Here is a 13,341-nt window from a genome sequence, read left to right as displayed (position 1 = left end):
TATCCATGCTCGTAGCTTGCCATTATTTGCATAGGTATTAATGACGGCAGTTAAACGAACTTACTTTGCACGATAGCCTTATTTTAAACAGCATAATAAAAATTGGAAATACTATGAAATTTTCTCTTGGACCTAGTCAGTTTTTTTGGCCCAAAGCTGAAGTTGAAGCTTATTATCAACAAGCTAAAGATAGCGCAGCGGATATTATTTATTTAGGTGAAACAGTCTGCTCTAAACGCCGCCAGTTGCGTGCCAAAGATTGGATTGGCTTAGCAAAAGACTTGGCGTGTGACCTTGATAAAGAAATCGTTCTATCAACCATGACCCTACTTGAGTCACCTGCTGAAATCCAAACCATGCGAAAACTTTGTGATAATGGCGACCTGCTTATTGAAGCGAATGACCTTAGCGCTGTACAAATTATGCATCAGTTGAAAATGCCATTTGTTGTGGGTCCAGCAATCAATTGTTATAACTTATCAACATTGAAAGTCTTAATTAAGCAAGGGATGAGTCGTTGGGTTATGCCTGTTGAGTTATCAGGTGATTGGCTAAAAACATTATTACTACAGGCAGAGGAAGATAATGTTCGTTCACAATTTGAGTGTGAAGTCTTTGCTTGGGGTTATATGCCATTGGCTTATTCTGCTCGTTGTTTTACCGCTCGTTCTGAAGACAAAGCTAAAGACAATTGCGAGCTCTGTTGTATTAAATACCCATTAGGCAGGAAAATGAACAGTCGTGAAGGTGAACGTGTTTTTGTACTAAATGGCATACAAACAATGTCGGGCTATCAATATAACTTAATTAATGAAGTACCGAATATGGCGGAAATAGGCGTCGATATTGTCCGTATAAGTGCAGACAGTGTGAACGCCTTTACTAAAATATCTACCTTTAGAGAACAGCTTAATCAAGCTAAACATTATCCACTAAATGGTGTTGAAGAATGTAATGGTTACTGGCATAAAATTGCAGGCATGTCGTTAGCATGATATCTGATCTTATGCTGTAAATCGTAACCTTCAATACTGATAAAAAAGGGTAAGTGTTTAATGAGTTGAGCTCACTTTTTAAGCTTATAAAAAAGCAATATTGATTTATTAACCTGACAAGTGCTTTTTAAAATCAGTTAAATTGATTTCGCTTACTGGCTTTTTATTTTTCTTTGTTGATTCTTACTGGCTATGAAGGATAATAGCGATACTTATAATGACTAAACACTGACCTAATTAACCATGCGTATTGATAAATTTATATGTAAGAGCACTGAACTGACCCGAAGTGAAGCGAAGAAACTGCTAAAAATGGGGGATGTTCTAGTTAATGGTGAGGTGATTAAGAACGCAGCAACACAAGTGCATGAAAATAACAGCGTTACTGTTAACGGTGAAGCGCTCACGGCGCGCACCTCTCGTTATATCATGATGCATAAACCCTTAGATACTATTTGCAGTAATATCGATGAAGTTTATCCGTCTTTACTCAATTATATTGAAGTGGATAAAGTGTTTGATCTTCACATTGCTGGACGTTTAGATGCAGATACCACAGGTTTAGTATTAGTTACCGATGATGGCCGTTGGTCGCATAATATTATTTCACCCAAAAAAAACTGCGCCAAGGTTTACCGCGTTAATTTACGTAATGCAATATTATCTGAAAAGTCAGCGGAGCTAATTGAGCGCTTTACAGCTGGCTTACAGTTACAAGGAGAAGATCAACTGACTCTGCCGGCTAAATTAGAAATACTCAATGAAAAAGAAGTATTACTGACCATCACCGAAGGTAAGTACCATCAAGTTAAGCGAATGTTTGCTGCTGTTGGCAATAAAGTGATTGGTTTACATCGCCAGCAAATCGGCGAAATTAACTTAGATGTTGAATTAGGCATGTGGCGCTACTTAACGGATGCCGAGGTAAATAGCTTTTAGTTGGCTACTTTGGTGTTGTGACCCTCACTGACTGTTATCTTTGTCTTTGCCTCGAGTAACAAAGCTATCTCAAATGAAGAAAAAGTCAGCCAAATAGCCATCACCGGAAATTTTACAGTATAAGAATGCAATAAGATATCTAGGCGTTTTTTGAGCGTTGTCCATATTAATTATCTATCAGGGCTGCAACTGATTTTTATATCTTTATGTAAAACAGTGGCTTATCTTGGCTTAATGTTTATTGGGACATAAAAAGCTGATTTAGCCACTACCACTAGTGATACAGAAACTCAGTAATCAATTGTTCTGATTAATAGTCAAGCTGATAAAGTTTTCATGGTGCTTCTCACCAAGTTAAGTGATGAAAATTTAATGCGCTTTTAAGTGGTCAGCAAGTAATGAATTAAACGTTTCCAGTGCAGTATATAATTCACTTATGCTCTCATTCAATGCCGTTATATTCTTTTCTTTTGATAGTATTTCTATCTTAGTGACTAAGTTTTGTACTTGAGATCCACCTAAGTTACCTGCTGCACCTTTAATTGAATGCAGGTTATAATTTATCTTTTGCCAATTTTCTGCCTTTATTGACTCTTGCAGTTCGAGTGTTTTTTCTTCGCTATCCTCTAGGTAACATTTTACCAATAATGTCATTTTTTTAGGGTTTCCACCCAGCCGTTTTAATAAAGAAGCTTTTTGCCAAGGGCTATCATGCTCACTTTTAGATTTTTCAATTGATTGACTACTTAAGGTGAGGTGGTCTGAATTTAAGGTATTAGTATCGAAACGCTCTTCTTTATCAGCCGTTACTCCAAGCCATAACTTTAATTTAGCTTTAACTTTATTTATTTCTATAGGTTTTGTTAAGTAGTCATCCATGCCTGCTATTAAACATTTCTCTTTATCTCCTTGCATTGCATTTGCTGTCATCGCAATGATAGGAATAACTTTATTCTTTTGGCCTGCATCTCCTTTGCGAATAAGTCGTGTTGCTTCATAGCCATCCATTTCTGGCATTTGGCAATCCATTATGACCAAAGAGTAAGGGTGGCTTTTTAATGACTTTTTTAAGCTTATCAGTGCTTCTAAGCCGTTTGCTACTGCGTCAGCTGTTAATCCTAATTCTTCTAAAACACCCAAAGCGACCATTTGGTTTATGCGATTGTCTTCAACAATTAATATTCTTATATTTTTGGCAGATGAAACGAATAATGGTTTTTTATCCTCTGTTGTTACTATTTTCATTGCATTAACATAATCATGAGTAACTAATGGTGACGCTTGCTTTAGTATTTCTCCGCCATGAGCAACTACAGATAAGGCTTTAAATAGATTTGATGTTGTTGTTGGCTTAGGGAAATAAGCACTAAAACCAATATCTGCAAAATGTTTTGCGTCACCTCTTTCACCCATAGAGGTCATCATCACGAGTTTCATTGCTTTAAATTCTTGTTGGTTTTTTAATTTTTTCGCTAAGGTTTCTCCTGACATATTAGGCATTTGCATATCAAGTATGGCAATATCAAAAAAGGGTGTGCCGGTATCTTCATATCGCTTTTTACATAGAGCCAATGCTGCATCACCGCTATCAGCTTCTTCAATATTTGCCCCCCACAGCTGTAACTGCGAGCGAAGGACATCGCGATTGGTTTTATTGTCATCAACAATTAAAATGTGCAATGCCGAAATATCTATTTCGGGTATAACTAGGGTCGAATTTTTACTTTTCTCAACTAATAAGCTAAATTCAAAACAACTACCTTCACCCATTTTATCAACTACATTAATATCGCCGTGCATTAAATTACAGAGTTTTTTCGTTATTGTTAACCCAAGCCCTGTGCCCCCATATTTACGTGTCGTCGATGAGTCTACTTGACTAAATGCTGAAAAAAGCACTTCTTTTTTATCTGCCGGAATGCCGATTCCTGTATCAGATATCCGACAATGTAATATTAATTCATCACCATAATTACTCTTTTTAGTGATGAGTTTTACAGTAATAACTATCTCTCCATGATTTGTGAACTTTATTGCATTGCCGACAAGATTCGTCAGTATTTGTCTAATTCTGCCCGGATCTGATTTGATCATCGATTCTTTTATACCCGTAAGATCTAGGATTATTTCTAAACCTTTATCTTGAGCAGGTAAGGCCATAGCTTCAGCAAAGTCACCTAATAAGTTTCTTAAATTAAAATCTAAGTATTCAAGTTCGAGTTTACCCGCATCAACTTTTGAAAAATCTAGAATGTCATTAATTAAAGTTAATAAGGAGTCAGCACTAGATTTTGCGATATTAACTCGGTGTTTTTGTTCATCATCAAGTTTACTATTAAGTAATAAACCTAGCATGCCTAATACACCGTTCATGGGGGTGCGTATTTCATGGCTCATATTTGCTAAAAACTCTGACTTTAATTTCGCGCCTTCTTCCGCTTTATTAAGTGCAGCAATTCTTTCTTGATATGAGTCATTAATATTTCGGCTAATAACCAATAAAAGTGCAATAACGAAAAGGCTGAGTAAAAGTGCAGTTACTGCGGATATGTAAGAATCATTTCGCTTTTCTACCAACAAATGGGTGAGCGTTTTTTGTATTTGTGCAGAGAGATGATTTTCAATACTTTGTAATATTAGGTTTTTATTTTTAAGCACCCCTAAGGTGTATAAAGGATCATTCTCCCATAAATGGTTTTGCAAATACTCTAATGCTTCATTGGCGGGGTCATCATTAATAATAACCAATTGGTCAATCTCTGATGCCGATTTTCCTTGCTGTCTATATTGAGAAATATCTGACAACGTTTGTTTATATTGATTCAATACAGCTGAAAAACTGTCAAGCTGATACAAGGCTTTACGATTATATTGTTTAAGCGTTCGTAACTTACTGATAAGTTGTTCTACATCACTATGAAGCGTTAAAAAAGCGATTCGATATTTTTCATCATCACGCAGTAGATAATTTTTAAATTGATGTATCAGTCCATTATAGCCTATAGAAGTTTTTAGTTGAGCGACAAGCTCCTCAGTATTCCGTTCGAGCAAAACATTTTGAAGTCTATTAGCTTCACTTATTGTTTTATTATCAAGTAATTGAATTACATGGCTTTCGTTGTCTTTAAATAGTGAAGAGATAAATATATTATTATACAGTCTTTCTTGACTATTTTGTTGGCGGATACTTAGCTTAAGTGGACGTATGTCAATGGTATTATCATTTGTTTCTTCATTTTCAAGGGTCACTGTTAAAATAGTACTATTGAGCAGGTTTAAAGATTTCAACTTCAATAAAATAAGGAAATTACTGTGCATCTTTGCAATATTTTTATTTCTTATTTGATCTGAAAATGATTGTAATTTTGATAAAAAATCATTTTTCCAATCAATATGAAAATCAATGATTTGCTGCCAAGATATATTGTTAGCATCAATCCCTTCTCTAAGAGTTATTAACGCTGACTTTAGCTCAGCAACATATTGTTGATTAAATTCGCCAACAACAATGTCTTCAGATGTCATGCTTTTCTTTATTGACAACAGCAATGTATCAACAGCGATACGGAGTACTTTTAAGTCATCTAGTGATCGAGTATTTGACGAAATTTTTGCTGATTTTTCATCAAGACTAATTAAAAAAAGCGCACTGAGTTCTAATTCTTTGTTGAGGGCATCAATGAGCTTAGCAATATTACTATCCAACGCTATTATGCTTTCAGTATTGTGTAAAATTGAAATATCTTGTTGTTTATTGTGAACAATATTTAGCATTAATGTAATAGCAATAATAAGAGGTAAGCCGGCAGAAATTATAAGCTTTTTACGAATGTTTGATTCGTCAGATGATACATCGATAATATGCTTTCTAATTAATAAATAAATAATCGGTGTAATCGATAGGCTCAGTAATATAGCGTTCAATAACGCTTCAGGTAAAAATGGAAATAAGGTTTGTATCCAAGGCAAGAACTGCATAATTAAAAATTGGGTAAAGCCAATGGCAACGAAGATAAGAATGAGAATAATTAAAATATGAGTTTGATTCTTATTCTTTGATAGGAGACTCAAGTGATATTACCGCGCCGTTAGTTAATGTCCTGAGAAGTATAGACACAATTTTAAGTCTTTCATAATAAACACTTAAAATATTTAATTTTTATGAATTTTTATTTTATATTAAACAATTCTGATGGGGTGTCATATATCCTAGCATCAACAATTAACTGCAGCATCGTTATTTTACTTATTCACTATAAGACAAACAATTTACGTAAGGCCATATGGTCAGACAAGTCAGCTTAGCCAATTAACCACTTTACCCTGAAGCCTCTTGAAAAACATGAGCAACTAACTTAGATGTCGAGCTATAAAGGGGAAATGAAAAATAAGTATTAACGACTATCACCGAAGGTAAACACCATTAGCTTAAACAAATATTTGCCGGTGTTGCTAATAAAGGGGTTGGTTTAGTTCGTCAATTAACAGGTAAAATTAATTGAGTATTGAAGTGGGCAAGTGGCGCTATTTAGCGAATGCTGAGGTAAATAGCTTTACTTGAATTATCAAGGTATTGTTTTCGAGTGTTGACAATATTACGGGCTATTATCCTTGTTGATTAACAAGTCAGCATAAACCGCATAACTTGCATAACCCAACACAGGAAAGACAATAATTAATAGCGGTAGTGCTACCACTAAAGTTAAAGACGTTATCATGACTAAGGTTAGCGCCCATTTAAACATTAATTTTTTATGTTTAAATACGGTTTTAACACTGATACTTACCGCATCAACAAAATTTAACTGTTGGTGAATAATCAAGGGTATAGAAAACACACCGAGTAAAAAGCCAATCACTGCAGTTACCCAGCCGATTAAACCGCTGTAAAGTAAAAACCAAAGTAATGATTCTCTTAACGCTGGATCAGTAATGAAAGTGTGGTCTAAAGGTAAGGGCTCTATGCCAAAATACAGTCCGTAAATCACTAAAGCATCGGTTATCCAAATAAAATAACACAAGGATAGAATAAAGATTAAAAACCAAATGCCTTTATTTTTTTGTCCCTTAATCGCAATTAAGTCTTTAAATGTAGGTATTTTATTTTTTTCTAATAGACCTGCAACTTGCTGAAAACCAATAATAAGAATAGGAGCAACAATGAAAAAACCGGCGATAAAAGGAAAGATAACTAAATCGGCACCAATGCGTAATAATAACCAATAGAGTAGACCGGCGATAATGCAAAAAAAGCTGCTAAATACTATACTGATGGTTTTAGTTTTGATGAAACTTGACCAACCAAATGCTAACCATTTTTTTATTGATGGCGTGGCTTTATCCATAATACTGAGTCTTTACTTATTTATAACGATAACAGCATTTTACCTGAGCATATTTTTAAATGGCTTGCTGAAGAACATCTATTTGATTTGTATCAAAACCATGGCTGAAAATAATCGTCAGTTAGCCTAGCAGTACTATTTATATAAAAGATTAAACTTTTATTCTTAGTTGCCGATTAAATGTACAACAAGACAATTACTGATGAACGGACAAGTAAAGTGGATGTACTGATAGATTTATTGCCTGCGGCCAATCAAGTAAAAATCGCTCAATCAAAAAAAGATAAGCGCCAAGCTAATAAATATAATCGTCAAATGAACTCAGCAGCAAGTCTGCCCGATGTAGCAGATGATGTGAAAAATGGAGTGGGAATAAAAAAAGTGCTTTGGACAGGACCTGAACGCCGCTCATCTGCTGATCGACGTCATTTAAAAAATAAACGCGGACGTTGGTTAGAGTCACGCGACAGAAATGATCGCCGAACGACTCAATATGCAATATCAGTGAAAATTTAATTGCGCTAAATTGTTTACTTCTTTTGTAACTGATTAAATTTTTCCATTTGCTCTGCTGTTGCTGGCAATTGATGTTTTTCTTTCCATTCGCTATAGGGCATACCATAAATTTGCTGACGAGCGGTCTCGATATCTACTTCAACACCTAACTTCTCAGCCTCAGCAACGGTCCATTTAGAAAAACAATTACGACAAAAACTCGCTAAATTCATTAACTCAATATTTTGTACATCTTTTCTACTGTCTAAGTGAGCCAGTAATCGACGAAAAACAGCAGCTTGTATTTCTATTTCTTTGTCCATATTCATCTCTTTATTTAGTTAAGTGGAGTTGACTGTTCAACTTCCTTAGTGGGTTTGTCATAAGGCAGAATACGAATAATCATACCGATATAAGGATGATCAAAATAGTGTATTTCTGTGCTTCTGACTCGTCTGTCTTGTTTAAAGTTTATCGTTTTTAAAATTGCCGATGGCTTTTGTTTATCACCAGGTAATAACTTTTGCGTTGCTTGTTCGGCTAACGACATATTCATTACATTAAGATCAGCGGTAATATGTAAATAAAAGTCAACTTCTACCTTGATAAAACCCTCTACTGTCCAATTTTGAGGAGGCTTTATTGGGGCTGCCTGCATTGTGTTAGTATTCAATATTACCGCTGTGTCGTTTATATCTTGCTCTATTTCAGCGAGTAAACTTTTTGTCTCAGTAGGTAAATTGGGTAGCTTTATCAGCAGCTCTTGTAAACGTTCTGCCATTATTTTTTCTTTTACTGTTTCATCTGACCCTTCTATTTGGGCCGAAGTATCTTTGTATAATACGCTATGCAGGGCCTCTTCTTGCCTTTGTGCTTGTTTGCGTTGCTGTTGAAATTGTTGCAATTCTTTTTGGTATTGTTCAGCAAAATTTTCACCGGCAATAACTTTCAGTGGCACAGCTAATTGTTTAGTTTTTGTCTTTTGACGCCAGCCAAAATGCAGTAATGGTTTGAAATTTCGACTGCGGGCTATTTCTTTAACAATATCGTCAAGTTGTAATGATTCTTTATTAAGTAAGTAGTCTTCATCACTATAGATATTTTCAATATTATTAATAGTAGGCGGTACTTGCTCAAGATTAAAAGCGTTATAACTTTGATAAGCATAAGCATCGGTTGATTGATTAAAGTGCTGAAATTCCTCTACAGAAATAGTACAAATACCGTCGGTAAATGAGGCAGTTTCGTTGGCATAAGTTAAGGGAAAAGTTGAAAATTCAGCCGCTGCTTGCTCAAGTAACATTAAGCGTTGCGTTAATTCTTTTTCACTCATCACTTGTTTTGGTAATGGCATAGCTAAGCTGCTGTTGTCATCCGCTTTTAATGAATTATTTATCGGCGCTGGGCTATCATCGATATTGTCTAAAGTCACTTGTCTATGTGTGCCATCGCTAAATTTTGATATTGATGGATCGGTTAACGACTCGTCTATCGTTTGGGCTGAAAGCGTTTGTAATTCAGCTAAGCTTTTAGCAACATAGTAAGGCTGTTCTTTTATGGCCGTTATAGCTTGCTCAAGGAGTGATTGAGCATAAGTAGGATTATCACAACGGGGTAATTGCTGTTTTAAGCTGGTGATATCAGGGTTAAGGTAGGGGCCTAACAAGTCAATAATATTTCGGTATTGGGGTAAAAGCGTATTATTTGGAAACTTCTCTTTTAATTGCGCTTTATCGCCCAGTTGACTAAACAGGATCACTTCCACTTCAAACCAGCGGTCGTCATTATCTTTATCAGCGGCACTGGTTTGTTGTGAAAATATTAAGGCTGCACAGAGCAGCGCTAAATGTTTTAAATTCATTAATCATCCAAAGAGTTATAACCTGCCTTGTTATTGTAAACTAAGGCATTGAGTCTACTCTGTTATCTTACGGTTATTTTTTTGTTTTTACTAAATCATTTAACATAGATGTCACTAAAATAAAGCGTGATTTACTGTCTTCAGTGGCAATTTTAAATTGGAGTTTATTAGCGCCAACTAATTTATAAACTTTTGGCTGTTGCTGAATAAGACCAATAATAAGCATAGGATCAACTTTTGTCTCATCGCTAAACTCAATAGAGCCACCTGCTGGACCTGCTTCGATACGAGAAACCCCTATTTTTTGGGCCTTTAAACGTAACTTCGCAATATGGACTAGATTTTTAGCAGCCTGCGGTAATAAGCCAAAACGGTCAATTAATTCTACTTGAATTTCGTCAAGTTCATTTTTATTGCCGCAACTGGCGATACGTTTATAAATACTTAACCGTAAGCTGACATCAAAAATATAATCGTCTGGTAGTAACGCCGGTACCCGCAATTCAATTTCAGTTTGCTTAGCGGTCATATTTTCAAGCGAAAGCTGTTTGCCTTGCTTCAAGGCTGAAACAGCTTGATCGAGCATTTCCATATAAAGGGTAAAGCCGATTTGGCTCATCGAACCACTTTGTCCCTCACCTAATAATTCACCTGCGCCACGAATTTCGAGATCGTGTGTGGCCAAGGTAAAACCAGCGCCTAAATCTTCAAGAGACGCAATAGCTTCAAGACGTTTCTTCGCATCTTTAGTAATACGTTTAACATGTGGTGTTAATAAATAAGCATAAGCTTGATGATGTGAACGACCCACTCGGCCTCGTAATTGATGGAGTTGCGCTAGACCTAAATGGTCGGCTCTGTCCATAATAATGGTATTAGCTGTTGGCACATCGATACCTGTTTCTATAATCGTTGTACAAACTAATACATTGTAACGTTGGTGATAAAAGTCGCCCATAATGCGTTCAAGTTCACGTTCGCGCATTTGCCCATGGGCGGTGGTTACTTTTGCTTCTGGCAGCAGTTTTTGAATATCTGCAGCGGTTTTATCGATAGTATCAACGTTGTTATGTAAAAAGTAAACCTGACCACCACGAAGGATTTCACGTAAAATAGATTCACGAATAAGGGCGTCGTCACGTTCGCGAACAAAGGTTTTTACCGCTAAGCGTTTTGCCGGCGGTGTGGCAATAATCGATAAGTCGCGCATGCCGCCCATCGCCATATTCAAGGTCCGTGGAATAGGGGTTGCGGTCAATGTTAAAATATCAACATTGCTGCGTAATTGTTTGATTTTTTCTTTTTGCTTTACACCAAATCTATGTTCTTCATCGACCACTAATAAACCTAGGTCTTTATATTTAATACTATTTTGCAATAACTTATGGGTGCCGATCAGAATGTCTATTTGGCCTGATTCAACATCGGCAATAACAACGTTTTGCTCTTTGGCTGTTTTAAAACGTGATAATACTTCTATAGCAACCGGTAAATTAGCAAAACGGTCGCGAAAGTTTTCATAATGTTGTTGGGCAAGCAAGGTTGTTGGCACTAAGATAGCCACTTGCTTGCCGTCGTTAACGGCAACAAAAGCGGCACGCATCGCAACTTCAGTTTTACCAAAACCGACATCTCCACAAACGAGTCTGTCCATGGCCTTATCACTGAGCATATCAGACACTACTGCTTTAATGGCTTGCTCTTGATCAAAGGTTTCTTCAAACGGGAAACTGTCTGAAAAAGCTTGATACTCAGCTTTGTCACGTTTGAATTGATAACCTTTATTACTGGCTCTGCTGGCGTATATATCGAGTAGTTCAGCCGCCACGTCACGCACTTTTTCAGCGGCCTTTTGTTTTGCTTTACTCCAAGTATCGTTACCTAATTTATGTAACGGTGCACTTTCTGCGTCGGCGCCCGAATAACGGCTAATTAAATGCAATGAGCCAACCGGTACATAAAGCTTTGATTCACCTGCGTAAATTAAAACTAGAAACTCAGTGGTTATGCCACTGTTTTCAATGGTTTGTAAGCCCATGTAGCGACCAATACCATGCTCAAAATGGACAACAGGTTGTCCCATTGAAAGCTCGGCTAAGTTTTTAAAAATAGCATCCGCTTGAATAGTTTGTTGTTTGGTACGGCGGCGACTTTGTTTTATCCGCTCTCCTAAAAGTTCATCTTCGGTGATTAGGGCTATCGCATTTTTCTTAGCGGTGCCTTTACTTTGAAAGATAAAACCACTGTTGAGGGTATTCACTGTGATGCCAAGTTTGTCCGGGCTTGCGACAAAGCTTTCAATATCGTCAAAATATTGTGGCTTGATATGGTTACGCTCTAATAACTCTAAAACGCTTTCTCGACGGCCTTGGCTTTCGGCAACAAATAAAATTTTATCTGGGGTTTCTTTGTCGCGAATAAAATTATTGATTAATTCAAAAGGCTGTTTCAGTTGATGATTAACCGTAACATCAGGTAAGGGAGTGACATCAAAACGGATATGACCGGCTTTTGACTTTTCAATGTCGTCACTGTCAGTTTCTTGTAACGCGTTTATTACCGGCACTTTTTCTATTGAAATTCGGTCAAAAGGTTTTAAGGCACGATAAAACTCTTCACTATTTAAAAAGAGTTTCTTGGGGGGTAATAATGGCCGAGTCAGATCATAACGACGTTCTTCAAATCGGTAATCAATATCAAGCCAGTACTGTTCAATAGCTTTATCAATATCGCCACTGAGCATTATCCGTGTGTTTTCGCCTAAATAGTCACACAAAGTGCTCGTTTCTTCAAAGAACAAGGGGAGGTAATATTCAATACCTGCCGGCAAAATACCATCACTGACCTGATGATATATTGACTCTTTATGAATGGTGTTAGGGAATTCTTCTCGGTATTGACGACGAAATAAATTTATTGCTGCTTCGTCGGTCGGAAATTCGTGTGCGGGTAATAAATTTATTTCATCTATTTTATCACTTGAACGCTGGTTTTCAGGATCGAACAAGCGAATATCATCAATTTCATCATCAAAAAAATCTAAGCGAAACGGAGTTTTACAGCCCATAGGGAATATGTCGAGAATTGCACCACGTGCCGAGAATTCACCATGCTCCATCACTTGTTCTACGCAGCGATAACCACTGGCTTCAAGATTTTGTCGCATTTGATGTAAGTCTTTTTTATCACCTACTTTTACGATCAAACTATTCGTACGCAAATACTGCGTTGGCGCAAGGCGTTGTAATAATGTTGAAACCGGCACAATAATAATGCCACTTTTCATATTTGATAATTGGTAAAGCGTTGCTAGTCGCTGGGAAATAATATCTTGATGCGGTGAAAAGGTATCATAGGGCAATGTTTCCCAATCAGGAAATAAGCAAATAGGCAGTTGCCGCTTTTTATTTAAACTTTTTAATTCTTGCTCGAAACGCAATGCTGACTGGGTGTCATTGGTTAATAACAACATCGGAGCGTCGGCATTGAGGGCGCCATGGTATATAGCTAGCGTGTCACTACTACCTAGTAAATTAGTCCAATGCTTTTTATCAGCATGTTTGCCACGACGTTTAGTTAATACAGGTTCAAATAAGCTAGCAGTTTTACTCATGATTTCTCTATCAAATAATGATTGTTAATAAGGCGTCTAAAACAGCGCATTATCTTAACATGAGTTATGGTTAAATTTTAAGAACGAGTAAAT

General features: G+C 36.6%; 8 protein-coding genes. 3 read left to right on the top strand and 5 right to left on the bottom strand.

Annotation, left to right across the window (positions count from 1 at the left end):
• Positions 1–113 precede the first annotated feature (113 nt).
• Both H4J75_RS05325 and H4J75_RS05320 read left to right on the top strand, forming a co-directional pair.
• A complete protein-coding gene (locus H4J75_RS05325) occupies positions 114–995 on the top strand; it encodes a U32 family peptidase (RefSeq protein ID WP_182221558.1) in 882 nt (293 codons plus the stop codon).
• A 243-nt stretch (positions 996–1,238) separates the two neighbouring features.
• Entirely contained in the window at positions 1,239–1,934 is a 696-nt protein-coding gene (locus H4J75_RS05320; RefSeq protein WP_182215698.1) for a pseudouridine synthase, read from the top strand.
• 369 nt (positions 1,935–2,303) lie between these two features.
• Here H4J75_RS05320 and H4J75_RS05315 read toward each other — a convergent pair whose 3' ends face one another.
• Both H4J75_RS05315 and H4J75_RS05310 read right to left on the bottom strand, forming a co-directional pair.
• Positions 2,304–6,005: a response regulator gene (locus H4J75_RS05315; protein ID WP_182221557.1), complete on the bottom strand. Its 3,702-nt coding sequence runs from the start codon at positions 6,003–6,005 to the stop codon at positions 2,304–2,306.
• Between the two features lie 524 nt (positions 6,006–6,529).
• Positions 6,530–7,279 carry a DUF2189 domain-containing protein gene (locus H4J75_RS05310; protein ID WP_182215702.1) on the bottom strand — a complete coding sequence of 250 codons (750 nt, stop codon included), beginning with the start codon at positions 7,277–7,279 and terminating at the stop codon, positions 6,530–6,532.
• Positions 7,280–7,459: 180 nt separating this feature from the next.
• Here H4J75_RS05310 and H4J75_RS05305 point away from each other — a divergent pair, with 180 nt between their 5' ends.
• Positions 7,460–7,795: a hypothetical protein gene (locus H4J75_RS05305; protein ID WP_182215703.1), complete on the top strand. Its 336-nt coding sequence runs from the start codon at positions 7,460–7,462 to the stop codon at positions 7,793–7,795.
• A gap of 14 nt (positions 7,796–7,809) precedes the next feature.
• Here the strand turns inward: H4J75_RS05305 and H4J75_RS05300 are convergent, their stop codons facing one another.
• The 3 genes from H4J75_RS05300 to mfd form a co-directional block, all read right to left on the bottom strand.
• Positions 7,810–8,097 carry a DUF1244 domain-containing protein gene (locus H4J75_RS05300; protein WP_182244405.1) on the bottom strand — a complete coding sequence of 96 codons (288 nt, stop codon included), beginning with the start codon at positions 8,095–8,097 and terminating at the stop codon, positions 7,810–7,812.
• Positions 8,098–8,111: 14 nt separating this feature from the next.
• Positions 8,112–9,635 carry a CsiV family protein gene (locus H4J75_RS05295; RefSeq protein ID WP_182221556.1) on the bottom strand — a complete coding sequence of 508 codons (1,524 nt, stop codon included), beginning with the start codon at positions 9,633–9,635 and terminating at the stop codon, positions 8,112–8,114.
• A 73-nt stretch (positions 9,636–9,708) separates the two neighbouring features.
• Positions 9,709–13,248, bottom strand: a complete 3,540-nt coding sequence (gene mfd / locus H4J75_RS05290; protein WP_182215708.1) for a transcription-repair coupling factor — start codon at positions 13,246–13,248, stop codon at positions 9,709–9,711.
• Between the last annotated feature and the right edge of the window lie 93 nt (positions 13,249–13,341).

This window comes from Colwellia sp. BRX10-1 (assembly GCF_014077545.1).
Lineage (GTDB): Bacteria > Pseudomonadota > Gammaproteobacteria > Enterobacterales > Alteromonadaceae > Colwellia_A.
This window is presented reverse-complemented; position numbering and strand designations above follow the sequence as displayed.

What these genes read in the sequence shown, in the direction of transcription:
- H4J75_RS05305 (WP_182215703.1), top strand. Translation starts at nt 7,460, where the DNA reads ATGTACAACAAGACAATTACTGATGAACGGACAAGTAAAGTGGATGTA.
- H4J75_RS05325 (WP_182221558.1), top strand. Translation starts at nt 114, where the DNA reads ATGAAATTTTCTCTTGGACCTAGTCAGTTTTTTTGGCCCAAAGCTGAA.
- H4J75_RS05310 (WP_182215702.1), bottom strand. Translation starts at nt 7,279, where the DNA reads ATGGATAAAGCCACGCCATCAATAAAAAAATGGTTAGCATTTGGTTGG.
- H4J75_RS05320 (WP_182215698.1), top strand. Translation starts at nt 1,239, where the DNA reads ATGCGTATTGATAAATTTATATGTAAGAGCACTGAACTGACCCGAAGT.
- mfd (WP_182215708.1), bottom strand. Translation starts at nt 13,248, where the DNA reads ATGAGTAAAACTGCTAGCTTATTTGAACCTGTATTAACTAAACGTCGT.
- H4J75_RS05300 (WP_182244405.1), bottom strand. Translation starts at nt 8,097, where the DNA reads ATGGACAAAGAAATAGAAATACAAGCTGCTGTTTTTCGTCGATTACTG.
- H4J75_RS05295 (WP_182221556.1), bottom strand. Translation starts at nt 9,635, where the DNA reads ATGAATTTAAAACATTTAGCGCTGCTCTGTGCAGCCTTAATATTTTCA.